Source organism: Rhodococcus sp. NCIMB 12038 (assembly GCF_002165735.1).
GTDB lineage: Bacteria > Actinomycetota > Actinomycetes > Mycobacteriales > Mycobacteriaceae > Rhodococcus_F.
The window spans coordinates 63,856-90,638 of record NZ_NHML01000028.1 but is presented as its reverse complement, the minus strand read 5'-3'; the positions used below and the strand labels follow the sequence as shown (position 1 = coordinate 90,638).

Below are 26,783 nucleotides of genomic sequence, written 5' to 3'. Positions count from 1 at the left end.
GCATCGGTACGGGAAATGGCACGGGCACTGCCGGCGAAACTGCTCGCCGTGGTGGTCGCGGTCGCCCTCGTCGGGCTGGTGACCGCCGCCTGGATCGAGAACCACTCCGTCAACCACGTCACGGCCTACTTCCGGAACACCACCGGCATGTACGTCGGAGACCGAGTGATGATTCTCGGTGTCGAGGTCGGCCGCATCACGACGATCGAACCGGACGGAGAGCGGGTCCGGGTGGAATTCGACTACGACAACGAGTACGACGTTCCCGCCGACGCGAAGGCCGCGGTCGTCGCGCCGACCTTGGTGACCGGCCGCTACATCCAGCTGGCACCGGCATACTCCGGCGGACCCACCCTGTCCGACGGTGACGAGATCCCCCTCGACCGGACCGCGGTCCCGGTCGAATTCGACGAGATCAAGAAGCAGGTGGTCAAGCTCGCCGAGGACGCCGGCCGCACCCCGGACCACCCGGACGGTTCGCTCAATCGCTTCGTGAGCAGCACCGCCCGGACCCTGGACGGGACGGGCACGGCGCTGCACGATTCCCTCACCCACCTCTCGGACGCCGCCACCACACTGAACGCGAGCGGCGAGGATCTGTTCGGCACTGTCGAAAACCTGCAGAAGTTCACGACCGCACTGGCCGCGAGCGACCAGCAGATTCGGGCGTTCAGCGGCGAACTCGCAAACGTGTCGGGGCTGCTCAACGCCAACCGCACCGAACTCGACGCGATGCTGAGCAGCATGCTGACGACCTTTCAGGAAGTCACGAAGTTCATCGAGGACAACCGTGGCGCGCTGGTCGACAATGTCGGGCAACTCAACGAGATCACACGGCTGCTCGTGGACCGCCAGGACACCCTGATGTCGATCCTGCACTCGGGGCCGACCGCGCTGTCGGACTTCTACAACATCTACGACGCCGACGCCAACTCGCTCACGGGTGCCCTCGCCGTGCCCGAGATGCCGGATCCCCGCTCGCTGATCTGCGCACTCTTGACCACGGTCGACGCGCCTGCGAATGAATGTGCGACGGCTGCAGGCGCTTTTGCCGCACCACTGGCCAATGCCGCCGTGCGACAGGCGACACCGGCAGCCGTCGTCAACCCGGCTGCGCCGGGAGGTACGCCGGGCGCGCCTGCACCGAACGATCCCGTCGCCTCCATCACCCAGAGTCTCCAGAACCTCATCCTTCCGGAGGGACCACGATGACGAACTCTATTCGGAGGTCAGCACTCACGGCGACCATGCTCGTCGGCGTCGTGGCCGCGGCGGCCGGGTGCCGATTCGACGGGATCAATTCGATCGGGCTGCCCGGCAACGCAGTCGGAGGTGACGCGCACGAGGTGACCGTCGAGTTGGCGGACATCCAGAATTTGGTGGGCAACTCACCGGTGAAGGCCGACAACGTCATCGTGGGAAACATCAGCCACATCGCGGGTGACAACTGGGGTGCGAAGTTGACGCTCGAACTCGACCCGGAGGCACAAATCCCTGCGAACGTCAGCGCCAAACTCGCCCAAACGAGTGTGCTCGGCTCCCAGTACCTCGAGCTCGCCGTGCCGCCCGGTGAGGACGCAGTGGGCAGGCTCGCCGACGGTGACGTGATTCCCCTCGATCGCACCAGTCAATATCCGTCGACCGAGGAGGTGCTCTCGGCGCTCGCCCTCGTCCTCAACGGAAGTGGGTTACAACAGATTCGCACCGTGACCTCCGAGCTCAACCGCGTTCTGGGTGGCCGGGAAGAATCGCTGCGCAGCCTGTTCGGCAACCTCGAGGAGTTCGTCGACGGAGTCGATCAGCAACGCGACGACATCGTCCGGGCGATCGACGGGCTCGATCGCCTCGGTGCGGAACTGGCCAGTCAGAATCAGACGATCGATCGAGGAATCACCTCGATCGAGCCGGCCATGCAGATCCTCGACGAACAGCAGAAGCAGCTCACCACGATGCTCGACGACGTGGGGCGTTTCGGTGAGGTCGCCACCCAGGTGCTCGAGAGCAGCCGCGACGATCTCGATGCGAATCTGCGGTCGCTGCAGCCGGTGCTCTCGCAGCTCGCTGCGGCCGGTGATCACCTACCGGAAGCGCTGAAGATCGCTGGAACCATACCGTTCCCGGTGACGACCACCCAGCGCGCCGTGCGGGGTGACTACATGAATCTCTTCCTCACCCTCGACGTCAGCGCCGAGACGGTCGGCGGCAAAGTTCTCGGCAGTATTCCACTCGACGAGCTGGCGGGACTGAACCCCGCCCGGCAAGCGGTAAATCCCCTGTTGGCACCCACTGGCGCAACAACGTCCGGCGGGCCTGCGGCGTCCGCACAGCAGAACGGAGCACCGCGCTGATGAGATCGAAACTCGTCCGCTTCCAACTCATCGTCTTCACCGTGGTGGCTGTTCTCGCCGTTGGCAACGCCGCGGTCAACTACCTCGGCCTCAAACGGGTGACCGGGATCGGGATGTACACGATCACGGCGGAGTTCGACCGCGCCGGAGGCCTCTACGTGAACTCCCTGGTGACCTATCGGGGTGTCGACGTCGGCGTCGTGAAATCGATCGACGTCGGTCCTGATCGAGCATCCGCAGAATTGCAACTCGATTCGGACTTCGCGATTCCGGCGAACAGCCGGGCCTTCGTCCGCAGCGTCTCGGCCATCGGCGAGCAATATCTGGACATGGTTCCGGCGTCGTCCGAAGGCCCCTTCCTCGCGGACGGTGACGTGATCACCAAGTCCAACACCGAAATCCCGGTGCCCGCCTCCGAGGTCGTCGACAAGGTGAACGTGCTCCTGTCCGAGTTGCCCAAGGACGACCTCCGAGTCACCGTCGACGAGGCGTACACCGCCTTCGACGGGGCGGGACCGGCCCTGTCTCGGCTCATCGACTCGTCCCGTCCCCTCATCGAACTTGCGCAGGCGAAGATCGGGACCACCCGGACCCTGCTCGACGACGCCGAACCGGTCCTCGATGCCGGTGTCGACTCTCGTGCCGACATCGCGAGTTTCTCCCGCGATCTGTCCTCGTTCTCCGAGCAGTTGGTCATGAGCGACGCGCAGGTCCGCGGTGTCCTCGACAACGGATCACAGTTCTTCGACACGGTCAGCGGCACCCTCGACGACGTCCGTCCCACCGTCCCGCTGCTGCTGGCGAACCTCCAGACCGTGGGTGAGGTCGCGCGCGTCAACCTCCCCGGTATTCGGCAGATTCTCGTGGTCTACCCGGCGGTGTCGGCGTCGATCAACTACATGCACCGAGGAGTCCAGGGTGACGACCGGGTCTACGGTCAGGGCGCGCTGGACGTCAAACTCGGCAACTCCGCGAACCCGCTCCCGTGCACCGAGGGGTACCAGGAAACGCAGCGCCGCGACCCCAGCGACCTCAGCGCGGTCCCGGCACCGGAGAATTCCTACTGCAAGCTCCCGCAGGCCGACCCCCGGGTCGCCCGAGGGGCACGAAACATCCCCTGCGCGACGAATCCCGCGGTGCGTACCGCCGAGATCGCGGACTGCCCAGGCGGCCTGCCGTCCACCTGGCCGGAAATGCTGGCCCGGCCCGGACAACCGTACTCGCCGCCGCCGTCGGACGCCGGCGCACCGAACGCGGGTCCGATCGCGAGCCAACCCGCTCACGATGTTCCCGAACCTCTGACCGTCGCACCGGCTTCGTGGTCGAACCCACAGGATCTCGCCGCCGGCGGCAACGGCACCACCAGTGTCCCGTACGACCCGGTCACCGGGAACTTTCGGGCCCCGAACGGCGATCTGTACTCGATCGCCAGCGTTTCTGCACCAAAGCTAGAGGAGGAATTGACATGGCAGGCACTACTGCTCAGGTAGAGGTTGAACCGGACCTCGATCAAACCGAGAACGATGCCGCGGCCGCGACAGCCGACTCCGAGGTGCATAAGGGTGCCCGGGGATTCATCGTGACGATGACAGCAATCGTGCTCGTAGCACTCGCCGCCCTGATCGTCGGCGGCGTCTCGTGGACGAACCTACGTGCCGAACAGAGCGCGCAGTCCCGAGACCAGCAGGTCCTCGAGACGGCCCGCCAGGTGGTGGTCAATCTGGTCACGCTGCGGCATCAGAGCGTGGACGAAGACATCCAGCGCGTCGCCGACGGCACCACCGGGCCGTTCCGGGACCAGTTCACCAGTGCATCGGGAAGTTTCGGTGACGTGCTCAACCAGGGCCAGGTGGAGTCGACCGGCGAAGTGAAGGAAGCCGGCCTCGTCGAAGCCGACGACGCGCATGCTGTCGTCCTCGCCGCCGTGACGTCCACGGTGAAGAACACCGAGGCACCCGACGGCGAGATCCGTGTCTACCGAATGAAGGTCTCTCTCGATTCGGTGGACGGCAATTGGCTCGTTTCAGATGTGGAGTTCGTAGCATGAGAAGCACACTCGCCCGGATACCCGAGGTAATCGCCTCCTGGTCCTTCGCGCGTCGGCGGGCGATTCGATACCTCGCCGTGCTCGTCGCCGGCGGGCTCGTCGCGACGGCCGTCGCCATCGCGCTCCAGGTTCACGATCACCGCCAGGTCGACACCGCGCAGGCACAGGCGCGCGACCGCGCCACCCAACTGCTCACCGACGTGTTGTCTTACGACTTCAACACCGTCGACGCGCACTTCGCGGACGTACTTCCCAGTCTCGGAGGCGATCTCCGCAGTCAGTTCGACAGTGTCGGCAAGGAGGTCATCATTCCGTCCGCGAAGCAGCGTCAGGTCGTCACCTCGGCGACCGTCGTCGATTCCTCCGTCGTCTCCGCGTCGGAAGACACGGTGACGCTGCTGTTCTTCGTCAACCAGTCGACCACCAGCACCGACAGCGCAGCACCGAAATTGGACGGAAGCCGAGTACGGGTCGCCATGACGGAACAGGAGGGTGCGTGGGTCATGACGGAGATGACCCCGGTCTGACCGCTTCCCCGAATCACAGTGATCAGTCGATGTTTTCGCAATCGTAGGAGGTAGTGGTGGGTGTCGAGGTATCCGTCGAGGGACTGACCAAGTCGTTCGGCTCGCAGAGAATCTGGCAGGACGTGTCGTTGACCCTCCCCGCCGGTGAGGTCAGTGCGTTACTCGGACCGTCCGGTACGGGTAAATCGGTGTTTCTGAAGTCGCTGATCGGACTGCTCCGTCCGGAGCAGGGCTCGATCGTGATCGACGGCACCAATATTTTGGAGTGCTCGAGCAAGGAGCTCTACGAGATCCGCAAACTGTTCGGTGTGCTGTTCCAGGACGGTGCGTTGTTCGGGTCGATGAATCTGTACGACAACGTGGCGTTCCCGCTACGCGAACACACCAAGAAATCCGAATCCGACGTCCGCAAGATCGTCATGGAGAAGATGGAACTCGTCGGTCTCCTCGGGGCCGAGGACAAACTGCCCGGAGAGATCTCCGGCGGTATGCGCAAACGTGCCGGGCTCGCCCGCGCCTTGGTGCTCGACCCGCAGATCATCCTGGTCGACGAGCCAGACTCCGGCCTCGACCCGGTTCGCACCACCTATATTTCCCAGACGCTGATCGACATCAACGCCGAAATCGACGCCACAATCCTGATCGTCTCGCACAACATCAACCTCGCACGCACGGTGCCCGACAACATCGGCATGCTCTTCCGTCGGAAACTGGTGATGTTCGGACCCCGCGAAGTGCTGCTCACCAGCGACCAGCCGGTGGTCAAACAATTCCTCAACGGCACCATGATCGGCCCGATCGGCATGTCCGAGGAAAAGGACGAAGCCACCATGGCCGCCGAGCAGGCGATGGTCGACGCCGGTCACCACGCCGGTGGTGTCGACGACGTCGAGGGCATCGTCCCGCAGATGAAGGCCACGCCCGGAATGCCGTTCCGGCAGGCCGTCGCCCGCCGCCAGGAACGCGTCCGGCACATCATGCACACCCTCCCCGAGAGCGCCCAGATCGCGATCCAGGAAAGCCTCGACGAGAGCCTCGGCTCCTACGACGACACCGAGGAATTCTCGCTCTACGAGGAGCCGCTCGAATCCGTGTGAGCCACCGTCGGAGTCCCCGACTCGGCAACAGAAGCACTGCAACCCAGATCTACGAGAGGAACCCGTCATGACGACGAACAACAACGCCTTCTTCATCGGAGGCGAATGGCATGCACCCACCTCGAGTGCCGTGATCACGGTGGTATCACCCAACGACGAACAGGTGGTAGGCCACACTCCCGACGGCACAGAAGCCGACATGGACGCCGCCGTCGATGCGGCGCGCCGGGCATTCGACGATCCGACCGGGTGGTCGCAGTGGGAGCCGGCGCGGCGAGCGCACGCCCTGAATCGCCTGGCGGATGCGCTCGACAAACGGGCATCCGAAATGGTCCAGGCGGTGAGCTCGCAGAACGGCATGCCCGTCGCCGTCGCCGAAAAGCTGGAATCGGTCTTTCCGCAGATTCTCCTCCGCTATTACGCCGGCCTGATCGAGAAGGACACCTTCGAGGAGACGCGGCCGGGTCTGCTCGGCGGATCGACTCTCGTGACCAAGACTCCGATCGGAGTCGTCGGCGCGATCGTCCCGTGGAACTTCCCGCAGGCGCTCGCCGCGTTCAAGTACGCACCGGCTCTCGCTGCCGGGTGCACGATCGTGCTCAAGCCGTCCCCCGAAACTGTCCTCGACAGTTACGTTCTCGCTGAGGCGATCGAGGAGGCAGACCTGCCGGCGGGTGTGATCAACATCGTGCCCGGCGGCCGCGAACTGGGTGCGTATCTGGTTTCGCATCCCCAGATCGACAAGGTGGCGTTCACCGGGTCGTCGGCTGCCGGCCGGAACATCGCCGAAGCCTGCGGCCGGCTCCTCCGGCCGGTCACACTGGAACTGGGCGGAAAATCGGCGGCGATCATTCTCGACGACGCGAATCTGGACCTCGCCACCGTCGGTGAACAACTGTTCGGCGCCACCATGCTGAACAACGGGCAGGTCTGCTACCTCGGCACCCGCATTCTGGCGCCGCAGTCGCGTTACCAGGAAGTGGTCGACACGTTCAGCGCTCTGGCAGGGTCGTTGACCGTGGGAAGCTCCCTCGACCCCGCCACGATGGTCGGACCGATGGCGAGCGCTCGTCAGCGCGAGCGGGTGGAGTCCTACATCGCGAAGGGCAAGGGTGACGGCGCCCGTATCACGGTCGGCGGTGGCCGCCCCGCGGACCTCGACAAGGGATGGTTCGTCGAACCGACGATCTTCGCGGACGTGGACAACAACTTCACCATCGCTCAGGAGGAGATCTTCGGCCCGGTACTCTCGATCATCTCGTACCGCGACGACGAGGACGCCGTCCGCATCGCGAACGACAGCGACTTCGGCCTCGGTGGCACCGTCTTCACATCTGATCACGATCACGGTGTAGCGGTGGCCCGGCGTATCCAGACCGGAACGATCGGTATCAACGGCTACCTTCCCGATCCGACGGCACCCTTCGGTGGTGTGAAAGCCAGTGGCCTCGGACGGGAACTGGGCCCGGAAGCCCTCTCCGCTTACCTCGCACCGAAGTCGATCTACTTGTGACGCTCGGGTGCGGGCGCGGCACAGTCGCCGCGCCCGCATCCTCCGCCGCCCACTCATCCCAACGGGATATTTACCTCACCCCGAGGAGTGAGAAGGCGTCCGTTTCATACCTTTTATTCCCTCCCGGTCGGCATCATGGTTTGACCGTTCACTCTGGCCTGCCTCCTGTCGAGGAGAGGCACCTGAAAGCAAGGATCCACGCATGGATGTCATGGAGCACGCGGGAGCCATCCTCCCCGAGGACCGCTACAGTGCGCGCACCCTCGAGGCGTTCCGATCGAACGGGTACTGGCGCGACGAGAGCCTTGCCCAACACGTGGACCACTGGGCGGCGCTCGATCCCGACTTCGTCGCTGTCACCGACGGCTACGGATCACTCACACGGGGCGAGTTGCGTTCGCAGGCGTACCGCCTCGCAGCCTCACTCAGAAGGCTCGGAGTCGAGCGCGGTGACCGCGTCCAGGTCCAGTTGCCGAACTGGAACGAATTCGTCGTCATCTATGTGGCAGTCGCCCGGATCGGTGCCGTGCTCGTCCCCACGATGCCGGTCTACCGGCACGACGAGGTCCGGTACGTTCTCGAGCATTCCGGTGCCAAGATCTCCTTCGTCACAGAGGAGTTTCGAAAGTTTCGGTACACCGACATGCTGGCCGAAGTCCGTCCGGAGGTTCCCGGACTCGAACACGTCGTCGTCGTGCGCGGGAAGGCGGGGGCCGATGAGATCGCGTTCGATTCACTGACTGCAGGCGAACTCGTCCCCGGTGACGACGAACTCGGTCCACCTCCGACGGCTGATGCCCCCCACGCCATCATCTATACCTCGGGGACCGAGTCGCGACCGAAAGGCTGCCAGCACACCTTCAACACGCTCTCGTTCACCGCCTACGGACTGGGCGGTCAGGTGATGGGACTGAGCCCTGACGACGTGGTGTTCATGCCCTCGCCCATCACCCATGCAACAGGCCTGGCTGTGGGCGTGGCGACACCGTTGATCCTCGGCAGCGGGATCCATCTTCTCGACGTGTGGGAGCCGAACGAGGGCCTTCGGCGTATCGCGGAGTTCAAGACCACGGTCAGCATGGCCGCGACGCCGTTCCTCCAGATGGCACTCGGGGCCATCGATGCCGGTGCCGACTACGACATCAGCTCGATGCGGCTCTGGGTCAGTGCCGGCGCACCGATTCCCGAAATTCTCCTGAGGGAATGGAAGGCGGCGCTGCCCGGCTGCACGTTGCTCCCGGTCTACGGCAGCAGCGAAGGGCTACTGGTGACGGCGGTGCGTGTCGACGACCCCGTCGAGAAGGTGCTCGCCTCCGACGGGCGCGCCTTCGACGGTGTCGATCTCGAGATTCGTGACGAGGAAGGCTCCATCGTCACGGCCGGCGAGGAAGGCCAGATCTTCTACGGAGGACCGGGGATCTTCCTCGGATACTGGCGCGACCCCGAGCGCACGGCTGCATCGGTCGACGATCGAGGGTTCCTCGCCTCAGGTGATCTGGGGCGCGTCGACGCAGACGGGTACCTGCGGGTCACCGGTCGGATCAAGGACCTGATCATCCGTGGTGGAATGAACATCTCGGCACGTGAGGTAGAAGAACACCTACTGTCGCATCCGCAGATAACGGGAGCGGCCGCAGTGTCCATGCCCGATCCGCGCCTCGGCGAAAAGGTGTGCGCCTTCATCGTCGTCGACGGCCCCGCTCCGACACTCGACGACCTGGCCGACTTCCTCCGGAACGAACGCAAAGCAATGATGCAGAAGATCCCCGAGAAGGTGGTCGTCGTCGACCAGCTTCCCACCACCGCCACCGGGAAGATCCAGAAGTTTGTACTCCGTCAGCAGGCCGCGACACTGGGCGACGAGTAGGACCACCCGGCACTGCTCAGTGCTCTCGACAGCGACCGGGGGCTGCGCAGCGACAGTGCGCAGCCCCTGCCGCTGGGTCCGGTCCTGCTGCTACTTCGTCACAACCTCCCTCCAAGGGCGTAAGTAAATCTCCCGTCGAGGTGACGTTTCGCGGGCCGGCAGAGGCGAGACTTGAATCACAGAGGCTCCCCTCCGATTGAGAACCCACTGACCTCGAAGGATGACGGAATGAGCAAGATTACCTACGTGCTGCCGGATGGAACCGAATCGACGATCGACGTCCCGCCGGGCCAGAGCATCATGGACGGATCGGTCCGCAACAATCTTCCCGGAATCGTCGCGGAGTGCGGGGGAAGCTGCTCGTGCGCAACGTGTCATGTCATTCTCGACGAGGACACCGTAAACCTCTTCGACGATGCCACCGACGAAGAGCGCGATCTACTCGAGTATCTCGAAGGGGTACAACCCCACTCACGTCTCTCGTGCCAGTTGATCGTCAACGGTCAGTGCGACGGTGTCCGGGTCGTCGTCCCGGACACCAATGGCTGATTCACGTCGTGCGGCGGGACGATGCATCGGAGTCCGTCATCTCGAGGTACCGGTAGATCGCCTCGGATCGGTTCATCGCTCCCAGCTTCCGCAGGATTTTCTTGACGTGCGATTTCACCGTGAAAACGCTGATTACCAGTACGTCCGCGATTTCCGTGTTGGACTTGCCGGCCGCCAGAAGATGGAATACTTCACGCTCCCGCCGGGTGAGTTCCTCCAGGCCAGGTGTGTTGTATTTCGGAAACAGGGGCGCGGGTGAGAGGGACGTCGCCCCCTCGCCGCGTGGCGTTCCGAAAGTGACGTCTGCAGTCGAGAGTCCTTCCGCATCGCGACTTTCCTGCTGCAGGTGCTCGACGATCAGCCGCTTCTGCTCTGTCAATCGTTCGGACACCAGCGCTCGTTCGAAGAGAGTTCCGAAACTGACGGCGAAAGCATCGAGTAGGTCTCGCTCGGCGGTGCTCAGCTTTCGGTCGTCGGTGCGGCCGGCGTGAATCAGGCCGATTACCCCGGTGGAGACGGCGATCGGGGCCACGGCATACCCCCCACTGCCGAAGAACGAAGCACCTGCAATGGCTGTGGAGTTCCCCGTCGAGGACTGCGGATTCGGCACCACAAGCACAGCGGCGCGCGTCTGAACCGCTTGTTCCTCCGGCGATCCGGGCGCGATCTCCGTGGTCGCGATTGAACCGACGTCAGGTTCATCACCCTTGTCGAACAGCGTGTCCATCACGGTCCAACCGTCACCGTGCACCTCGGAGAGCACTATCCGGGGAAGACCGGTCATCGCGGCCGCCTCGGCACACACCCTCCTGGTCAACCCGGCCACTGATTCGGCACCGCGAAGCCGACGAATGGCAGCCGCGAACTCCGCGGTAGTGACGACCGGCGACGAGGACCGTGCTCCGCGAAGACGGTGGCGGGCATCGCGGAGCTCGACGAGAAGCCTCCCGAAGGACACCCTACGGTCCACCGCGATCGCCGACAGTCCACGGAGTGCGGCTTCTGTGGCGTCGCCGAGCAGGGCGAGCACGAGACCCGGTGACAACTTGCGCGTCTCGATCGGAGCCTCCGGCCCGAGACCGAACTCGTCATGCAAACGAGCGAGGAGCGAGACGGCCGCCTTCATCGCTTCGACGTCGCCTCGCGACCCTGCCGAGCCCTGCGTCGGGGTCATCGCCGGTTCTGGTGCGAATAGAGCACGGCCGCCGCCGCTCGCGTCGGCACACGCAGCTTCTTGAGAATGTGTTTGACGTGCGACTTCACGGTGCCCTCGGAGATGACGAGTGTCTGCGCGATCTGGCTGTTGGTGGCGCCTGTCGCGATATGGGACAGGATTTCGCGCTCACGGAAAGTCAATGCCGCGTTGACCTCCACGGCGGATATCTCGGCGCCGGGGCTCCGAGAACTGTGCAACTGCTCGCTTGGTTGGGGTCTCAGGCCCAGCTCCGCCCTGTGCATGCGGTCGAGCACCGTGTCGGTGGCATCGAACGAAGCTGCGAGCCTGGATCTCTGCGCGCTGATCCGCTCCCGTAGCACCGCCTGCTCGTACACGAGCGCGAAGAACGTCGCGAACGCGTCCAGGCGATCTCGGTCGTCCGGATCGAGCGGGTCCCGCACGCCGGGACGATCGGCGTGAACGAGGCCGATCACCCTGCCTCTGGAGATGATGGGTGCGGCGACGTAGCTCGAGGAGCGTGATGCGAGAACGATCTCCTTCAACGTCCGCTCGTCGTGGGCGGGCGCCGGGACGAGTGCGGGCACTCGCCGGCGAACGAGTTCCGTCTCCAGCCGCGCATCGGACAACGGAAACTCTGCACGTTCTACATAGTCCGAGAAATCCAGCGGCGACCCGTCGAATTCCGGCTCGACGTGCAGTCGCTGCGGTTGCCACAGCGATCCGCTGATCGCGGAAATCATGGCACGCGCGAACGGGAGCGCAGAGCAGATCGCCGCCGGGGCCGACTGGATGATGTCGTCGGATGCGAGACCGCGCAGTCCGGCAGCAGCGTCGTGAACCGACCGCAATTCGGCGGCACGGCGGATCGCCGCGGTCTCGGCGTACTGCTCCTGGAGTTCCTCGATCCGGACCAGGAGGAAGCATGCCTCCTCGATGTCGGACTCGGGCAACAGCCCTTCGGTCAGCGCGTGCCCGAGTTGATCTCGCGTGGCGGCGAACGCTCCGAACACAGCATCCGGGCACGGTGCGCGGAAATCCGAACCGAGGATTTTCGCGGTGGCACGCATACACTCGAGCGCACTCTGCTCGAGCCCCTCGTCCCGCACTTCGACTGACTGTTCTGTCCGACTCATTGCGCTCCGTAGTTCGGTCGCGTGCGTCGCGCTGGACGCCGCACGGCAGACATTCCCACCGACTCCATCGTATGTGACTGGCATCACTAAACACGAGTCGCGCACCGGAGGCAAGCCGCGTAGAGTGCCCCCGCCCGCGGTGATACGAGGCCAACAATATTGGCGGAGTAAGAGTTCCGAGTTTCGATCGAGCTCACGCGCGAACGGTCGCCGCCCAGTCGCCCGACAACAGATCGATGTTATCATTTAAAAGGTACGACCGAAAGGATTTCGATGGACGCCGTGGTTTTGCGAGAGTTCGGGGAGCCGGATGTCTTGAGATTGGAGTCGGTCGCCGATCCCGTACCCGACCCGGGCTGGGTCACCGTCCGAGTGAAAGCCGCCGCGCTCAACTGGCACGACATCCTCGTCCGCCAGGGCAAGTACTCGTCACCACTTCCCCACGTGCTCGGGGCCGACGGCGCGGGAATCCGCACGGACACCGGCGAGGAAGTCCTCGTCCTCCCGTCGCTGTGGTGGGGCGATCGCGAAGCCGCCCCGAGCGCACGCTGGGAAATCCTCGGCGATCACCAACGAGGTACATACGCCGAACTGGTCCGGGTCCCGGAAGACTGCGTCGCCCCGAAGCCCCGCGGGCTCAGCTGGGAGCAGGCCGCCGCGCTCCCCCTCGTCGGACTCACGACGTATCGCGCCCTCTTCACCCGCGGCCGCCTCCGCGCCGGCGAGAATCTCCTCGTCCTGGGTGCAGGTGGCGGCGTCGCGACCATGGCTGTCATGCTGGCGTCCGCGGTGGGCGCGAATGTGACGGTCACGTCCTCGTCGGCAGCCAAGATCACACAGGCCCAGGAACTCGGCGCGGCCGACGGCGTGCTCTACACCGACCCCGAGTGGCCGCAAGCCGCACGCGGGCTGTCACCGGACGGACAGGGTTTCGATCTCGTCCTGGACTCCGTGGGGACGTGGGAACAGTCCATCGCGGCACTGCGACCGGGCGGCCGGTTGGTCGTGCTGGGTGCGTCGCGCAGCGAACTCGCCTCCCTCGACGTCCGGCCGTTCTATTTCGGCCAGTACGAACTGATCGGAACCACGATGGGCAGCCCGCAGGATTTCGCCGGCCTCCTCACCCTGCTGGACACCGAAACCGTTCCCCCGATGCCGATCAGCGCGGTGTTCCCGCTCGCCGAGGCGGCGGCCGCACACAAGCACCTCGAACAAGGCACCGGGTTCGGGAAGATCGTTCTCTCGCACGACTGACAGCGGTTCTCACGCACGGAGCGGGTGCGCGTGCGGTCTATCATCTACCGCGACGCCGTTCGGTGACGACGAGAGGACTCGCAGTGGCAAGTGAATTCCCGATGTCTGCCGACGACGATCAACCCGACGTGATCGACTGGATGCGCGCCGAATGGACGGAGCGGCGCGATTCTGCCGAACTGGAGTTCGTCACCACGATGGCGTTGCTGCGCACCCACCAATGGGTGGTCCGCGCCATGGATCAGGAGTTGCGTTCACTTCGGCTGTCGCGCAACGCGTATCTGATCCTGACCTCGCTACAACTCTCGGAGGGCCGAACTCGCCCGCTCGGTAAGTTGAGCAAGTACCTCATGGTCCATCCCACCACGGTCTCGATGGCGGTCGATCAACTCGTGAAGGCAGGCCTCGTCGAACGGCGCGCGCACACGACGGATCGCCGCACGGTTCTCGCCACGCTCACACCGGCCGGTTTGGACTTGGTCGAGGACGCCAACAACCGACTCGCAGGAGTCCGCTTCGGCCTGGCCTCGGTCGACACCGAGACACTCGAATCCCTTGTCGAACAACTGCAACTCGTGCGTCGTGCCGTCGGCGACGTCGAGACCGGGCACTGACACCCGCTTCCTCCATTCCCGGCCTGCTACGACGACCCGGTGCACACCTCTTGCCTCAGGTGCTTTGGCGACCTACTATTCAAACCTAGAATACTTCTGACGGGCCGCGGTACCGAGCGTCCTGCCACTCACGGCGCGCCGCGCGCCCATTCCGTCATTCCCCGCCGAGCAACGCACAGGAGCACACTCCATGGTTTCATTTGCATTCACCGACGAGCAGGAAGAGTTTCGGAAGACACTCGAAGCGTTCAGTGATCGAGTTCTCCTCCCGGGTTACCGCGACCGCGCGGCATCAACCGCATTCCCCTTCGACATCCTGAAGAGGATCGGCGACCTGGGTCTGTTGGGCATCGGCCTGCCCGAGCAATACGGCGGAACCGGCACCGAAGATCCGGTTCTGCTCGGAATCGCCACCGAGACCTTGGCATACGGCGACGTGAACATGGCATCGGCGCCCGTCCAGATCGGGCTTGTCGCCTCGCAACTGGTGCTGTGCCGGGACGAGATTCAAGAGCGCTACCTTCCTCCCCTCATCAGCGGTGAGCAGACCATCGCCATTGCCCTGACCGAACCCGGGTCGGGGTCCGACGCGAGTGCACTGACCACCACGGCAACGGCTGTCGAGGGCGGCTGGCGTCTCAACGGCGAGAAGACTGCGATTTCCTGGGCGATGAACGCCACCGCGGCACTCGTCTACGCACGCGAACCCGGATCGAGCCGCGCACGGGGTGTCAGTTGTTTCGTCGTTCCACTCGACGCGGAAGGCGTCAGCGTCAGCCACATGCCGGGCATGGGCTGCCTGCCCTTGGGCTGGGGCAGCATCCACCTGTCCGACGTCTTCATCCCCGAATCACATCTCGTCGGCGAACTCGGCAAGGGATTCCATTCGGTCATGGACCACTTCGACTTCAGCCGAGCCGCTCTCGGGCTGATGTGCCTGGGCGCCGCAAAGCAGAGCCTGGAGGAAGCCGCCGCGTACGCCCAGCAGCGGGAGACGTTCGGACAGCCACTCTCCGAGCACCAGGGGCTCGCGTTCCAGTTCGCCGAACACGCAACCTATCTGGAAGGTGCACGCTGGATCTGCTATCGGGCGTTGTGGTTGCGTGAGACGTCCCAGCCGCACACCGCCCTCGCCTCGATGAGCAAGTGGTGGCCGCCCGTGGTTGCGAAGAACGCCATCGAGTTCGCGATGCGCGTGCACGGAAATCTCGGGTACTCCACGGAATCACCTCTGCAGCAGCGTTACCGCGATGTCACCGCCTATCTCGTGGCGGACGGGACAGCCGAGATCCAGAAGCGCATCATCGCCAAGGACATCTTCGCCCGCGGCACCGTGTCACTCTGACCCACACCACCCGAAACGGAGTTCACCCATGGGAACCCATGAAATTGCGCCACCGAAGGATCTGGCGGACAGCGGCGCGCTCGTCGTCGGGGGTACGGCTGGGATCGGTCTCGCGACCGCAGTCGGCCTCGCCCACGCCGGCACGCCGCGCATCATGGTCGTCGGACGCAGCACAGAGCGCGGACACGCTGCTGCCGAGCGCATCTCGTCCGTCAATTCCGATTGCGAGGTGACCTTCCTGCCGGCCGACGCGACCACCGTCGACGGTGCCGCACACATCGCGTCCGAAGCCGAGCGAATTCTGGGCGGCGTGGACATCCTGGTCTCCACGACGGCCGCCGACACAAGGCCGGAACTCTTCGCGAACATTCCCACCGGCGACATCGCGCGCATCTTCGACCAGCTCGCACTGCCGTGTATGTACCTCGCGAGCGAGATCGTCCCGCACATGACGGCACGGAAGGGCGGCGTGATCATCAACGTCGCCTCAGATGCCGCCAAGACCGCCACACCGGGCGAGTCCGTGATCGGTGCCGCGAAGGCGGCCATCGTCATGTTCACCCGAACCCTGGCGATCGAAGCCAAACGCAGCGGAATCCGGGTGAACGTCCTGACGCCGTCACTCGTCAACGGAACAGGGTCGACCGAACGCATCACCGCCGACGGATTCAGCGCCAAACTGTTCGCCAAGGCCGCATCACAGGCACACCTCGGCGTTCCCGAATCCGAAGACCTCGCCGCGCTGGCGGTCTTCCTCGCCTCCCCGGCCGCGCGCCGGCTCACCGGACAGGCCATCAGTGTCAACGGCGGGATCTCCGCAGCCTGAGTCGGACCTGCCTCGGCGAGGCCCGGGCGCCACGAAAGGCGTGAACGGCGGCAGTCCGATGCTGTGACCACGGCACGCCACCGTCCGGCCTTGCCATCCGCGGGGTGAGAAGTTTATGGTCAGTCCATTCGCACGAGAGGAGATCAGGGTGTCGATCAGAGTGGGACTATCGGTCACAGATGCGCTCCTCGTCCCGAAACCTGCTGATCGGCGACTGCTCCTCGATTCCGCCGCGGAGGCTGGTCTCGACCACATCACGGTCGGCGATCACATCAGCTTCCACGGCGGAACCGGGTTCGACGGCATGGTGTCGGCGACGTCGGTGCTGTCGACCCACGACACGTTGTCGGTGGTCATCGGCGTGTACCTGCTCGGACTGCGGCACCCGATGCTCGCCGCCCGTCAGATCGCGACGCTGTCGCAGATCGCGCCCGGCCGATTGGTCCTCGGCGCCGGTGTCGGTGGTGAGGACCGCTCCGAGATCTCGAACAGCGGGGTCGACCCCAGCACCCGCGGCCGTCGCCTCGACGAGACCCTCGAGGTGCTGCGCGCCGTTCTCACCGGCGAGGAAGTAACCCATCACGGTGAGTTCTTCGCCCTGGACCGGGCCCGCATCCTGCCTGCGCCGCAGCCTGCGGTGCCCATCCTCATCGGCGGGCGGGGCGAATCCGCCATCCGCCGCACCGCCCGCTACGGCGACGGCTGGCTCGGCATCTTCTGCACTCCGCGCCGGTTCGCCGAGACCCGTACCGCCATTCTCGATGCGGCAGCGAAGGAAGACCGGGCACCCGACTCGTTCGGCGTCAACGTCTGGTGCGGGCTCGACAAGGACGCCGCGGTCGCGGACCGGCTCGTCGGCGAGAAGATGCAGGCGTTGTATCAGTTGCCGCGCGACAAGTTCCGTCATCTTGCCCCCGCCGGAACACCCGAGCAGGTGGCCGAGTGGCTGAACTCGTTCGTCGAGGCAGGTGCGGACAACATCACGCTGGTACCGGCAACCGCGTCGATGGAGGCGGCCATCGAGCACGCGGCGTCCGTCCGCACACTTCTGCTCGCCCATCACGGCTGACCATGGCCCGGTAGAGACGGAAGCGAGGACCACGATGTCCACCTCCGACGCCGATACCGGCCGTAAGCAGCTGCCGCTCAGCGTGTTCGACGAACTTCTCGACGATGCCGCGGTCGCGGTCGACTGCCTGTCCGCGATCGTCCGGGTCTGCTCGGAGGCCACCGGCAAGGCGGTGACCCTGTTCGATCGCCAGGGACACGTCGTCGCGTCCACCCGCCCGGAGGCCGGCAGGCAGACCACCTTCCCGCCGTTACGCGACATCGTGCGCGGGCACACCACGACCACCCCGCCCAGTGCGGACCCGGTGCTGCTGCCCGCCGAACTCGGCACCGGGTTGTCGCGCCGGAAGATCCTCAGCGCCGTCGTCGAACGCGGAGAGCACCTCGGGTGGCTCGTCGTGGACGAACAGCCGACGCCGTTCCATCCCACGGACGAGTACGTGACGTTGCGCTGCGCCCGCCGCATCGGAGCGCAATTCCTCACCCAGCGCCGCATTACCCGAGTCGCGTGGAACGCGAGGTCGAACCTCGCCCGGCAACTCGTCCGGGGTTCCGGCGCCTGGAAAGATCTCGCGGCCGGCGCCGAGTACCTCGGTGTGAACGTCTACGCACGCCGCGCTCTGGTGTACGTGCGCGATTCCGAGGGTGCACCCGAGGATCTCGACCGTTCCCTCGCCGAGTACACCGAACGCGCACTCGGCCTGGAGGTGCTGTCGACCCGGGGTTCCGAGGGGATCCTCCTGCTGATCGAGGCGCCCGCGGGGGCGGCGTCCCCCGCCGTCGTCGGGCGCATCACGTCGACCCTCGAGGCCGCGGCCGCCGAATTGAGCCCGGCGAGCGGCCTGATCGCCGGGGTGTCGTCGGTGTACGAACCCGATTCGTTCGCCCGGGCGTACCGGGAGGCGCGGGAGGTCGTGCGCTGCATCGACCGCTTCACTCACGGAACGCGGCACCGCGTCCTCGCCGTCGACGACCTGGGACCGGCCCGGCTCTTCCTCGCGAACGGCGAGGTCTCGGCGATCCGGCACTTCATCGACGACATGCTCGGCCCGCTCCTCGACGACGACGCGGCAGCCGCGACCGAACTGATTCGCACGCTGGCCGTCTGGTTCGAGCAGAATCGCGGAATGCGCCGCACCGCCGCCCGGTTGGGTGTGCACGAGAACACCGTCCGCCTCCGGCTGTCGCGGGTTCACACCCTCACGGGACTCGACGTCACCGGAGACGCGTCCCATCAACTGAGCATCCAGACCGCACTTCTCGTCCTCCGGTTGCGCGACCACCCGGCCTTCCACCTCGAAAGCCGTTGCGCCGAAGCGCGGGACGACAACACCGTGCGCGCAGACGCGCTCCCGGACGAACGGAGATCCGCATGACCGACCCGCGCCGCCGCAAGGCACTCGTGACGGGCGCCGCACGCGACGGCAGTATCGGCAAGGCCATCGTGGCCCGGCTCGAGGCCGACGGGATGGACGTCGTCACCCTCGACCGTGCACCCGGGTGCACCTACCAGGCCGACATCGCCTCCGACGAGTTGCCGGACCTCGACGACATCGACGTCTACGTGGCCAACGCCGGGCTGACGACGATGTTCGGCGCCGCACACAGCATGTCGATCGACAAGTGGCGGAAGGATCTCGACGTCAATCTCACCGGGACGTTCCGGGTGCTTCAGCAGTGCCTGCCGGGGATGCGCGAACGACGGTACGGGCGTGTCGTCGTCATCTCCAGCACCGCAGGCACGCAGGGCATGCCGGCGCAGGTCTCCTACAGCACCACGAAGGCCGGCCTGCTCGGTCTGGTCAAGACAGTCGCGGCCGAGAACGTCTCCCTCGGCATCACCGCCAACGCGGTCCTGCCCGGGATGACCGCGAGTTCCGGGATTCTGTCGATGCCACAGGACATCCAGGACGCGTGGCTCGCGTCGATGCCCAACGGATTCGTCGACCCGGCCGACATCGCGGACGCCGTCGCGTTCTTCGCCTCCCCCACCGCGCGCAGTGTCACCGGCCAGTTCCTCACCGTCGACGGCGGCGACGGCCTCAACACCCGCTCGGTCACCTCCTCGATGGTACAGCGCTGATCGCGGCGTTCAGTTCACCAGCACGCCGCCGTCGACAGGAAGGCTCACCCCGGTCAGATATGCGGATGCGTCGCTCGCCAGGAACACCACCACCGCCGCGATGTCCTCGGGATCGCCGATCCGGCCGAGCGGTATCCGCGCGTCGATGATCTTTCGCTTGTAGTTCTCGCTGTAGTGCGCTGTCGCCTCGGACGGAAACACCCCCGGCAGAATGGCATTGACACGGATACCGCTCGGCCCGAGTTGAGCGGCGAGGTCGCGGGTCAATCCGAGAACGGCAGCCTTGCTCGCGCTGTACGCGGCGGCGGGCATCTTCGCCGTCGTGAGAGCCATGACGCTGGAGACATTCACGATCGAACTTCCCCGGCCCATCACCCGCGCGCACGCCTGGATCATCCAGTAGGAGCCGTGCAGGTTGACGTCGACGACGGACCGGAAGTGGTCGGGCGGGTCCTGCGTCACGTGATGGTATTCGCCGCCGGTGCCCGCGTTGTTGACGAGGACATCCACCCTCCCGAACGCCTCGACGGCGGCCTCGACCAGGCGATTACATTGGTCCGCCTCTGTCACGTCGGTATGCGCCGCGACCACGCGGGGGTTGTACTTTCGCACCTGTTCCGCGGTCGCCGCGAGTTTGTCGCCGCGCCGGGCGCCGAGGACGACGTTCGCGCCCGCCTGAGCCAGCGCGAGCGCGTACGCCACTCCGAGTCCGGACGACGCCCCGGTCACGATCGCCACCTTGCCGTGCAAGGAGAATCGCTCCAGCATGTTTCGGTGGTGAGAGGTATTCGACATAGGCAAGCTCTACCACGCACTCCGTGGGAGCCGAAGCATGCACCGGGGAGCCGCTGTGGGTTTCTTCAGCGGCGATCGCGCCCGTGCTTGCGGCACCGGCGGACCGGACCGATCGTGGATTCGTGACGGAATTCGACGTGAGCACTCTGACCGCCCGCGCGACCGAGGCGGCCGGTCGCCGATGGCCGGGATCTGCGATATCGGCGCCCTCGGCACTGCCGGGTGGCGTGTCGAGCCTGACCTACCGAGCGGTTCTCAGCCGCCCCGGCCTGCCCGACGCGGGCATCGTCCTCAAGATGGCACCCCCCGGACTGGAACCGGTCCGCAACCGCGACGTCCTCCGGCAGGCGCGGATCATCCGTCTCCTCGGCGCGGCGCCCGGCGTCCGGGTGCCGGCGATCCTCTTCGAGGAGAACGGAACACCAGAACGGCCACCGTTCTTCGGCATGACCCTCGTCGACGGACAGTCCTACGAACCGCTCCTCGACGAAGCCGACTCTCCTCCTTCCCCCGACACGGTTGCCGTCCGCGCCCTCCGAGCCGCCGGGATGCTCGCGCGGATGCAGAACCTCGACCCCGGCGCGCTGGGAGTCGGGGACGAACCGGTCGTCACCGTCGCGGAGGAACTTGCGCGCTGGCAGCGCTTGCTCGACACCGTCGACGACGACATCGCGCCTCGTCACGCCGAACTGCACGCCGCGCTGGCGGACCGCATCCCGGCGCCGGTCGCTCCCGCACTGCTCCACGGTGACTACCGACTCGCGAACATGCTGTTCGCCGGCGAAAACCTCGCCGCGATCATCGACTGGGAGATCTGGTCCGTCGGCGACCCCCGCACCGACCTGGCGTGGTTGCTGATGCACACCGACCCGGTCCACCGGTTCCGGCGCTCGCGGTCGGCGGCCGACGTTGCGGCGGGCACCGGGATGCCGTCGCGCGGCGAACTCCTGGCGGCCTATAGCGCCGAGCGTGACGGTCCGATTCCCGACCTGGACTGGTTCCTGGCCTACTGCCACTACAAGACGGCGTCGACGATCTCGGTATTCGTCAAACGCAACCGGCGGCGCGCCGACCCCGACGCCTCCCTGATCGTCGCAGCCGACAGCCTCGCCGAGGTGGTCGAGCGGGGCCTCACCGTCCTCGGAGCACCGGTGGCACCTCAGGCGTGACACCGTCAGGTACTACCTCCGTGACACCGCTCGGTACCACCTCCGTGACACCGCTCGGTACCACCTCGACCACGACCTTCCCGATCGCGGCGCGGTCGTCGAGCGTACGCAGTGCGGTCGCCGCCTGGTCGAGCGGGAACGTGGCCCCGACGTGCGGCCGTATCCGTCCTTCGGCGGCCAGCGTCTCGACGGCGTCCCGGACCATCCGCAGCGTGCCGGGGTACTCGGTTTCCATGTTGTCCATGGTGATTCCCGTGACGGTGAGATTGCGGTGGAGCAGGCGGTTGACCTTGACGGTGGGAATCGAGCCGCCGGTGAATCCGACGACGACGAGTCGCCCGCCCTGACGCAGCGCACGGAGCGAGTCGGTGAACCGGTCGCCGCCCACCGGGTCGATCACCACGTGCACGCCGCGCCCGTCGGTGAGGTCGCGCACCTCGTCGAGCCACGGCCCGTCCGACCGCACTACCGCGTGCGCGCCGTGCCGGCGCGCGACCTCTTCCTTGCGGTCGCTGGACACGACCGCGATCGCCTTCACCCCGAACGTGTCCGCGAGGTCGAGCGCCGCGGTGCCCACCCCACCCGCCGCGCCGTGGACGAGCACGTACTCGCCCGGCCGGGCCTGCGCCCGGTGCAGCGCGTACCAGGACGTCGCGTAGTTCATGTAGAGCGCCGCGCCTTCGACGAACGACATCGACGGCGGGATCTTCACCGTGTAGTCGGGTAGCGCCAGGGCTCGCTCGGCGAGCGCACCGTGCCACACGATTCCGCCGACCCGGTCACCCGGCCGGAAGTCGGTGCCGGCCGGCGCCTCGACCACGACACCCGCGAACTCGCTGCCACATACGTAAGGTGTGGGCACGCCGTTCTGGTATTTCCCCCAGGTCTGCAGGGGGTCGATGAACGACAGGCCGGCGGCGTGCACGTCGACGAGTAGTCGCTGACCGTCCGCCCGGGGGTGGGCGCCCTGCGGTTCTGGCACCTCTGCCAACGTCACGCCCTCCGGGCCGGTCAGTTCCTCGACGACGACTGCACGCATGAACGTCACTCTCCTCGTGTTCAGTGGAAGTAGGCCACGACCGCGTCTGCGACGCAGGCGGGTTTGTCGTGTCCCTCGATCTGGAAGGTCTGCCGGATCGTGAACCGGTATCCGCCGTCGATCGGCCGCGCATCCTGCAGTCGCGCCGTCATGCGGATCCGCGAACCGACCCGGACGGGGTTCAGGAACCGCACCGTGTCGAACCCGTAGTTGAGCCCCAGCGAATGCCCGTTCATCTCGAAGATCTCGTAGAGAAACCTCGGCCCGAGCGAGAGTGTGTACATTCCGTGGGCGATCGTGCCGCCGAATCCGGCCTCCCGTCCCCGCTCGGGGTCGACGTGGATCCGCTCGAAGTCCTCGGTGTCGTGCGCGAACGCGGTGATGCGGTCCTGGGTCACGGCGTACCAGGCCGTCGTCCCGAGGTCGGTGCCGATCCGCCCGACCAACTCGTCGATCCCGTTCAGCTTCAGCATGGCCGCATGCAACCACGCCGACCACGCGCACCCCAGGAACCGTCGATCCGGCACTGGAGAAATCAACAGTGCGGCGCGGCAGCCTCGTGGCCGTGGGTGCCGCCGCTCCCTACCGTCCGATACATCAGGAAACCGAAGCGGAGGACGCCCCATGGACTGGACCATTCCCGACGATGTGCAGCAGTTCGTCACCGACCTCGACGCGTTCATCGATCGCGAGATCACCCCGCTCGAGGCCAAGCACCCGCAGTTCTTCGACCACCGCCGGGAGTACGCCCGCACGGACTGGGAACGGGACGGGTTCCCCAAGCAGGATTGGCGTGAGTTGCTGCTCGAGGCGCGGCGCCGATCCGACGCCGCCGGGTTCTTCCGGTTCCCGTTGCCCCGGGCGCTCGGCGGCAACGACGGGAGCAACCTCGCGATGGCCGTCGTGCGCGAGCACCTCCTCACCCGGGGCTCGGGTCTGCACTTCCCGCACGCCGACGAGGCCTCGGTGGTCGCGAACCTCCCCCTCGCGCTCGTGTTGCACGAATACGGCACCGCTGAGCAGCGGGAGCGGTACCTCGAACCGCTGATCCGCGGCGACATCGAGATCGCGTTCGGTCTCACCGAGCCTGGGCACGGCAGCGACGCGACGTACCTGGAGACGACGGCCCGCCGCGACGGTGACGACTGGATCATCAACGGGGCGAAGCGCTTCAACAGTCTCGTCGACTGCTCCGAGGTCGACCTCGTGTTCGCGCGCACGTCGGGGCAGGCCGGTAAGGCGGACGGGATCACCGCGTTCCTGGTGCCGACGGATGCGCCCGGGTTCTCCGTGCCGTTCAACCACTGGACGTTCAACATGCCCAGCGACCATTCGGAAGTCCATCTCGACGACGTGCGGGTCCCGGCGGGCGCAGTGGTCGGCGAGGTCGGCCGCGGTCTCGACTGCGCGCAGCTGTTCGTCCACGAGAATCGCATCCGGCAGGCGGCGTCGTCGCTCGGCGCCGCGCAGTACTGCATCGACGAGAGTGTCCGGTACGCGCAGGAGCGGGTCGTCTTCGGTAAGCCGCTGCACGAACACCAGGGCATCCAGTGGCAGCTGGTGGAACTGCAGACCGACGCCGAGCTGATCCGCAACACCATCTACAAGACCGCGGCCATGATGGACGAACTCGGGAAGACGGCCGTCTCCGACAAGGTCGCGATGGTGAACCTGCGCAGCAATCAGCTCGCGTGCCGCGCGGCCGACCGTGCGATCCAGATCCACGGCGGCGTCGGTTACACCCGCCACAAGCAGTTCGAGCACATCTACCGCCACCATCGGCGGTACCGCATCACCGAGGGCACCGACGAGCTCCAGCTGCGTCGCATCGCGAGCAGGATGTTCGATTTCGGATCAACGAGAGGACCGGCTGGGGGAACCACATAGCGGTTTTTGGTCTGTCCTTTGCATTTGGACTGTCCATATGCTTCCATGCTGTGACGAGCGCCACTCACGTGGCTCGCCCGCACCCCACGTCCACTGTTCGACCATCGACATCGATCGACAGGAGCTCCCATGAGCACAGCGTCCACGCGGCACCTGAACCGCTGGTGGTACGTCGTCACAGGCTTTTTGACTCTGCTGTTCGGCACGACGGCGGTCAACGTTCTGTTCAACATCCTGGGCAAGCCCATGACCCAGGAGTTCGGCTGGGAACGAAGCGTCATCAGCAACGGTCTGTCCATCGAAACGGTGCTGGTGGGCATCAGCATCGTCATCCTGGGCTTCCTCATCGACCGGTACGGGCCCAAGATCCCCTCGGTTCCGATGTCGCTGGCGTTCGGAATCGGCCTGATGCTGATGTCCGTACTCCCGAACAATCAACTCGCCTTCTACCTGCTCTGTGTGGTGATCGGCGCCGGAGCGGGCGCCGTGAACCCGGTCGCGCACTCGACCGTGGTGAGTGCGTGGTTCCAGGACCGTCGCGGCATGGCGCTGGGCATCCTCATGGCGGGCCTCGGCTCGTGCGGTGTGCTGATGCCGTATCTGGCCAACTGGATGCTCGGCATCGGCGGATGGCGCCTGGCTTTCCTGGTCATCGGCGCCCTGTGCACGGTCATCCCGGCCGCCGTCTACGCCTTCGTCACCCGCATGCCTGCCGAACACGAGGCCGAGCGCATAGCCGCGCGTCAGCAGGGCCGGATGGCCGGGGAATCGCTGCTCACCGTGGCGAGAAAGTACCGGCAGTTCTGGCTGCTCTCCATCGCCATCTTCTTCGTCTCGTCGGCCACGTTCGGGCTGATGTCGCAGATCGTCCCCATGACCACCGACAAGGGCATCAGCCAGGGCACCGCCGTCTCGATCCTGTCCGTCCTCAGCCTGGCGTCGGTTTCCGCCCGTCTGCTGGTCGGCTACCTGTTGGACCGGTTCTACGCGCCCGCCATCGGCTCGATCATCTTCGCGTTGTGCGCGGTCGGCGTCTTCCTGATGATCACGTCGACGCAGGTAGGAATGCTGTTCCTCGGCGCCGTCCTGATCGGCCTCGGCCTGGGGTCGGAAGGCGATCTCGCCGCATACATGGTGAGCCGGTACTTCCCCAAGCACTCCTACGGTCGGGTGCTGGGATTCATCTACTTCCTGTACGCGCAGGGGTCGGCGTTCGGCATCTTCCTGCTCGGGCAGGTCTACGGCGCCACCGGTTCCTACAGTGCCGGCGCGCTTCCGATCATCGTCCTGGTCGCCATCGCCATCGCGTGCCTGCTGATGATGGGTTCCTACCGCTTCACGCTGGACCACCGCGAAATCGGCGCCGACAATGAGACCGTAGAACAGAAGGAGCACGTATGACCGACGGATTCCACGACGCCCTGGTAACCGGGGCCGCCGCTGACATGCCGGAGAGATTCTTCGACCGGTTCATGTTCAACCTTCATCCGGACGGCAATACCGCGCCGTCGGTGATCCTCGGCGCCGGGGTCTATCCACCGCGGAACGTCGTGGACGGTTTCGTCGTCCTCACCACGGAGACCGAGCAGCGCAACCTGCGCTTCTCCACCGAGCACGACGCGACCGACGCCGCCTCCGTCGGGCCGCTGAAGTGGGAGACGCTCGAGGACAACACGGCCTGGCGAATCCAGCTGGGTGAGAACAAAACCGGACTCGAACTGGACCTGGTCTGGCGCGCCCGGGCCCCGTATTGGCTCGGATCGGTGGATGTGGAGAACACCGACGGAAACGTCACGTCGTTCGACCATCTCTTCCAGCCCGGCCGCTACGAAGGCACTCTCACCCTCGACGGGACCACCACCGACGTCGGCGGGTGGTACGGCCTGCGGGACCGCTCCCGCGGGGTACGCACCATGTCCGGTGGACAGGGCCTGCACATCTGGTACCAGGCGCAGTTCCCCGACCGCACGTTCGGATTCCTTCTCGTCGAGGACCGTCGAGGTGGCCGAATTCTGCTGGAAGGCGCCGTCATGCACGACGACGGCCGACTCGACGACATCACCGACGTCCGGCACGACCTGGCGTTCGCCGCGGGCAACGACCTCACCGGCGGGACGGTCGAGGTCGTGACGGCCGGCGGCGAGACCTACCGCATCGGTGCGGACGCCTCCGCCGGCGGTGGTTACATGGCGGGCGGTGGCTACGGCGGACACCACGGCAAGGTCCGTGGCCGCGATTTCGAAGAGTTCGACGTCTATCCGCTCGACGGATCCGTGGGGCCGACGACCCTCGACTCGGCCCTGACCGACCGGTGCTGCACGTTCGAGTGGAACGGGCAGACCGGCTACGGAATCTTCGAGTTCGCCCTGTCGCGGTCGTCGTCCTACACGTACCGCTCCAGCATCGCGACCTAGCCCGAAGCCGACTCTGCCCCTGCATCTACCG

General features: G+C 65.9%; 25 protein-coding genes. 20 read left to right on the top strand and 5 right to left on the bottom strand.

Annotated elements, in window-relative coordinates; genetic code table 11:
* Positions 1 to 15: 15 nt before the first annotated feature.
* The 9 genes from CA951_RS32575 to CA951_RS32535 all read left to right on the top strand — a co-directional run bounded on the left by CA951_RS32575 (position 16) and on the right by CA951_RS32535 (position 9,948).
* Positions 16 to 1,212 (top strand): MCE family protein, encoded by a 1,197-nt coding sequence (locus tag CA951_RS32575; RefSeq protein ID WP_256974186.1) that lies wholly within the window; start codon positions 16 to 18, stop codon positions 1,210 to 1,212.
* Positions 1,209 to 2,348 carry an MCE family protein gene (locus CA951_RS32570; protein WP_087560796.1) on the top strand — a complete coding sequence of 380 codons (1,140 nt, stop codon included), beginning with the start codon at positions 1,209 to 1,211 and terminating at the stop codon, positions 2,346 to 2,348. The genes CA951_RS32575 and CA951_RS32570 overlap by 4 nt, the downstream gene beginning before the upstream one ends.
* Entirely contained in the window at positions 2,348 to 3,838 is a 1,491-nt protein-coding gene (locus CA951_RS32565; RefSeq protein ID WP_087560795.1) for an MCE family protein, read from the top strand. The genes CA951_RS32570 and CA951_RS32565 overlap by 1 nt, the downstream gene beginning before the upstream one ends.
* Positions 3,814 to 4,395 carry a hypothetical protein gene (locus CA951_RS32560; RefSeq protein WP_087560794.1) on the top strand — a complete coding sequence of 194 codons (582 nt, stop codon included), beginning with the start codon at positions 3,814 to 3,816 and terminating at the stop codon, positions 4,393 to 4,395. Before CA951_RS32565 ends, CA951_RS32560 begins: the two co-directional genes overlap by 25 nt.
* Complete coding sequence (locus CA951_RS32555; protein ID WP_087560793.1) at positions 4,392 to 4,922, top strand: hypothetical protein; 531 nt, start codon at positions 4,392 to 4,394, stop codon at positions 4,920 to 4,922. Before CA951_RS32560 ends, CA951_RS32555 begins: the two co-directional genes overlap by 4 nt.
* A gap of 56 nt (positions 4,923 to 4,978) precedes the next feature.
* Entirely contained in the window at positions 4,979 to 6,019 is a 1,041-nt protein-coding gene (locus tag CA951_RS32550; protein ID WP_179220393.1) for an ABC transporter ATP-binding protein, read from the top strand.
* Positions 6,020 to 6,086: 67 nt separating this feature from the next.
* On the top strand, positions 6,087 to 7,532 hold the full coding sequence (locus tag CA951_RS32545) for an aldehyde dehydrogenase (RefSeq protein ID WP_087560791.1): 1,446 nt from the start codon (positions 6,087 to 6,089) through the stop codon (positions 7,530 to 7,532).
* A 202-nt stretch (positions 7,533 to 7,734) separates the two neighbouring features.
* Positions 7,735 to 9,399, top strand: a complete 1,665-nt coding sequence (locus tag CA951_RS32540; RefSeq protein ID WP_087560790.1) for an AMP-binding protein — start codon at positions 7,735 to 7,737, stop codon at positions 9,397 to 9,399.
* Positions 9,400 to 9,627: 228 nt separating this feature from the next.
* On the top strand, positions 9,628 to 9,948 hold the full coding sequence (locus CA951_RS32535; protein WP_087560789.1) for a 2Fe-2S iron-sulfur cluster-binding protein: 321 nt from the start codon (positions 9,628 to 9,630) through the stop codon (positions 9,946 to 9,948).
* Between the two features lies 1 nt (position 9,949).
* On the opposite strand, the gene CA951_RS44970 is transcribed toward CA951_RS32535, so the two are convergent.
* Positions 9,950 to 10,732 carry a LuxR C-terminal-related transcriptional regulator gene (locus tag CA951_RS44970; protein ID WP_306300870.1) on the bottom strand — a complete coding sequence of 261 codons (783 nt, stop codon included), beginning with the start codon at positions 10,730 to 10,732 and terminating at the stop codon, positions 9,950 to 9,952.
* A gap of 386 nt (positions 10,733 to 11,118) precedes the next feature.
* Positions 11,119 to 12,258, bottom strand: coding sequence for a LuxR C-terminal-related transcriptional regulator (locus CA951_RS32525; protein ID WP_087560787.1), 1,140 nt, complete (start codon positions 12,256 to 12,258; stop codon positions 11,119 to 11,121).
* 273 nt (positions 12,259 to 12,531) lie between these two features.
* On the opposite strand from CA951_RS32525, the gene CA951_RS32520 reads away from it, so the two are divergent.
* From CA951_RS32520 to CA951_RS32490, 7 genes are all read left to right on the top strand, one after another.
* On the top strand, positions 12,532 to 13,512 hold the full coding sequence (locus tag CA951_RS32520; RefSeq protein WP_087560786.1) for a zinc-binding dehydrogenase: 981 nt from the start codon (positions 12,532 to 12,534) through the stop codon (positions 13,510 to 13,512).
* Between the two features lie 83 nt (positions 13,513 to 13,595).
* Positions 13,596 to 14,126 carry a MarR family winged helix-turn-helix transcriptional regulator gene (locus CA951_RS32515; RefSeq protein ID WP_087560785.1) on the top strand — a complete coding sequence of 177 codons (531 nt, stop codon included), beginning with the start codon at positions 13,596 to 13,598 and terminating at the stop codon, positions 14,124 to 14,126.
* A 190-nt stretch (positions 14,127 to 14,316) separates the two neighbouring features.
* On the top strand, positions 14,317 to 15,471 hold the full coding sequence (locus CA951_RS32510; protein ID WP_087560784.1) for an acyl-CoA dehydrogenase family protein: 1,155 nt from the start codon (positions 14,317 to 14,319) through the stop codon (positions 15,469 to 15,471).
* A 28-nt stretch (positions 15,472 to 15,499) separates the two neighbouring features.
* Positions 15,500 to 16,297, top strand: coding sequence for an SDR family NAD(P)-dependent oxidoreductase (locus CA951_RS32505; protein WP_087560783.1), 798 nt, complete (start codon positions 15,500 to 15,502; stop codon positions 16,295 to 16,297).
* A 148-nt stretch (positions 16,298 to 16,445) separates the two neighbouring features.
* Positions 16,446 to 17,366, top strand: coding sequence for an LLM class flavin-dependent oxidoreductase (locus tag CA951_RS32500; protein WP_087560782.1), 921 nt, complete (start codon positions 16,446 to 16,448; stop codon positions 17,364 to 17,366).
* A 34-nt stretch (positions 17,367 to 17,400) separates the two neighbouring features.
* Positions 17,401 to 18,741, top strand: a complete 1,341-nt coding sequence (locus CA951_RS32495) for a CdaR family transcriptional regulator (protein ID WP_087560781.1) — start codon at positions 17,401 to 17,403, stop codon at positions 18,739 to 18,741.
* A complete protein-coding gene (locus CA951_RS32490; RefSeq protein ID WP_087560780.1) occupies positions 18,738 to 19,448 on the top strand; it encodes an SDR family NAD(P)-dependent oxidoreductase in 711 nt (236 codons plus the stop codon). Before CA951_RS32495 ends, CA951_RS32490 begins: the two co-directional genes overlap by 4 nt.
* Positions 19,449 to 19,457: 9 nt before the next feature.
* On the opposite strand, the gene CA951_RS32485 is transcribed toward CA951_RS32490, so the two are convergent.
* The gene (locus CA951_RS32485; RefSeq protein WP_087560779.1) at positions 19,458 to 20,243 is read right to left on the bottom strand and encodes an SDR family NAD(P)-dependent oxidoreductase; all 786 of its coding nucleotides are present in this window, start codon (positions 20,241 to 20,243) and stop codon (positions 19,458 to 19,460) included.
* Between the two features lie 122 nt (positions 20,244 to 20,365).
* Here CA951_RS32485 and CA951_RS32480 point away from each other — a divergent pair, with 122 nt between their 5' ends.
* The gene (locus CA951_RS32480; protein WP_087560827.1) at positions 20,366 to 21,412 is read left to right on the top strand and encodes a phosphotransferase family protein; all 1,047 of its coding nucleotides are present in this window, start codon (positions 20,366 to 20,368) and stop codon (positions 21,410 to 21,412) included.
* Here the strand turns inward: CA951_RS32480 and CA951_RS32475 are convergent.
* Positions 21,375 to 22,451, bottom strand: coding sequence for an NADPH:quinone oxidoreductase family protein (locus tag CA951_RS32475; RefSeq protein ID WP_087560826.1), 1,077 nt, complete (start codon positions 22,449 to 22,451; stop codon positions 21,375 to 21,377). The genes CA951_RS32480 and CA951_RS32475 overlap by 38 nt on opposite strands.
* Positions 22,452 to 22,471: 20 nt before the next feature.
* Positions 22,472 to 22,924 carry a MaoC family dehydratase gene (locus CA951_RS32470; protein ID WP_087560825.1) on the bottom strand — a complete coding sequence of 151 codons (453 nt, stop codon included), beginning with the start codon at positions 22,922 to 22,924 and terminating at the stop codon, positions 22,472 to 22,474.
* Positions 22,925 to 23,075: 151 nt separating this feature from the next.
* Here CA951_RS32470 and CA951_RS32465 point away from each other — a divergent pair, with 151 nt between their 5' ends.
* The 3 genes from CA951_RS32465 to CA951_RS32455 all read left to right on the top strand — a co-directional run bounded on the left by CA951_RS32465 (position 23,076) and on the right by CA951_RS32455 (position 26,752).
* Complete coding sequence (locus tag CA951_RS32465; protein WP_087560778.1) at positions 23,076 to 24,338, top strand: acyl-CoA dehydrogenase family protein; 1,263 nt, start codon at positions 23,076 to 23,078, stop codon at positions 24,336 to 24,338.
* A 129-nt stretch (positions 24,339 to 24,467) separates the two neighbouring features.
* Positions 24,468 to 25,739, top strand: a complete 1,272-nt coding sequence (locus tag CA951_RS32460; protein ID WP_087560777.1) for an MFS transporter — start codon at positions 24,468 to 24,470, stop codon at positions 25,737 to 25,739.
* Entirely contained in the window at positions 25,736 to 26,752 is a 1,017-nt protein-coding gene (locus tag CA951_RS32455) for a hypothetical protein (protein WP_087560776.1), read from the top strand. Before CA951_RS32460 ends, CA951_RS32455 begins: the two co-directional genes overlap by 4 nt.
* Positions 26,753 to 26,783: the final 31 nt, after the last annotated feature.

Coding starts and splice junctions, on each gene's coding strand:
- CA951_RS32560 (WP_087560794.1), top strand. CDS start 3,814: ATGGCAGGCACTACTGCTCAGGTAGAGGTTGAACCGGACCTCGATCAA.
- CA951_RS32540 (WP_087560790.1), top strand. CDS start 7,735: ATGGATGTCATGGAGCACGCGGGAGCCATCCTCCCCGAGGACCGCTAC.
- CA951_RS32555 (WP_087560793.1), top strand. CDS start 4,392: ATGAGAAGCACACTCGCCCGGATACCCGAGGTAATCGCCTCCTGGTCC.
- CA951_RS32455 (WP_087560776.1), top strand. CDS start 25,736: ATGACCGACGGATTCCACGACGCCCTGGTAACCGGGGCCGCCGCTGAC.
- CA951_RS32470 (WP_087560825.1), bottom strand. CDS start 22,924: ATGCTGAAGCTGAACGGGATCGACGAGTTGGTCGGGCGGATCGGCACC.
- CA951_RS32525 (WP_087560787.1), bottom strand. CDS start 12,258: ATGAGTCGGACAGAACAGTCAGTCGAAGTGCGGGACGAGGGGCTCGAG.
- CA951_RS32505 (WP_087560783.1), top strand. CDS start 15,500: ATGGGAACCCATGAAATTGCGCCACCGAAGGATCTGGCGGACAGCGGC.
- CA951_RS32465 (WP_087560778.1), top strand. CDS start 23,076: ATGGACTGGACCATTCCCGACGATGTGCAGCAGTTCGTCACCGACCTC.
- CA951_RS32460 (WP_087560777.1), top strand. CDS start 24,468: ATGAGCACAGCGTCCACGCGGCACCTGAACCGCTGGTGGTACGTCGTC.
- CA951_RS32575 (WP_256974186.1), top strand. CDS start 16: ATGGCACGGGCACTGCCGGCGAAACTGCTCGCCGTGGTGGTCGCGGTC.
- CA951_RS32495 (WP_087560781.1), top strand. CDS start 17,401: ATGTCCACCTCCGACGCCGATACCGGCCGTAAGCAGCTGCCGCTCAGC.
- CA951_RS32485 (WP_087560779.1), bottom strand. CDS start 20,243: ATGTCGAATACCTCTCACCACCGAAACATGCTGGAGCGATTCTCCTTG.
- CA951_RS44970 (WP_306300870.1), bottom strand. CDS start 10,732: ATGACCGGTCTTCCCCGGATAGTGCTCTCCGAGGTGCACGGTGACGGT.
- CA951_RS32570 (WP_087560796.1), top strand. CDS start 1,209: ATGACGAACTCTATTCGGAGGTCAGCACTCACGGCGACCATGCTCGTC.
- CA951_RS32490 (WP_087560780.1), top strand. CDS start 18,738: ATGACCGACCCGCGCCGCCGCAAGGCACTCGTGACGGGCGCCGCACGC.
- CA951_RS32565 (WP_087560795.1), top strand. CDS start 2,348: ATGAGATCGAAACTCGTCCGCTTCCAACTCATCGTCTTCACCGTGGTG.
- CA951_RS32510 (WP_087560784.1), top strand. CDS start 14,317: ATGGTTTCATTTGCATTCACCGACGAGCAGGAAGAGTTTCGGAAGACA.
- CA951_RS32545 (WP_087560791.1), top strand. CDS start 6,087: ATGACGACGAACAACAACGCCTTCTTCATCGGAGGCGAATGGCATGCA.
- CA951_RS32475 (WP_087560826.1), bottom strand. CDS start 22,451: ATGCGTGCAGTCGTCGTCGAGGAACTGACCGGCCCGGAGGGCGTGACG.
- CA951_RS32535 (WP_087560789.1), top strand. CDS start 9,628: ATGAGCAAGATTACCTACGTGCTGCCGGATGGAACCGAATCGACGATC.
- CA951_RS32520 (WP_087560786.1), top strand. CDS start 12,532: ATGGACGCCGTGGTTTTGCGAGAGTTCGGGGAGCCGGATGTCTTGAGA.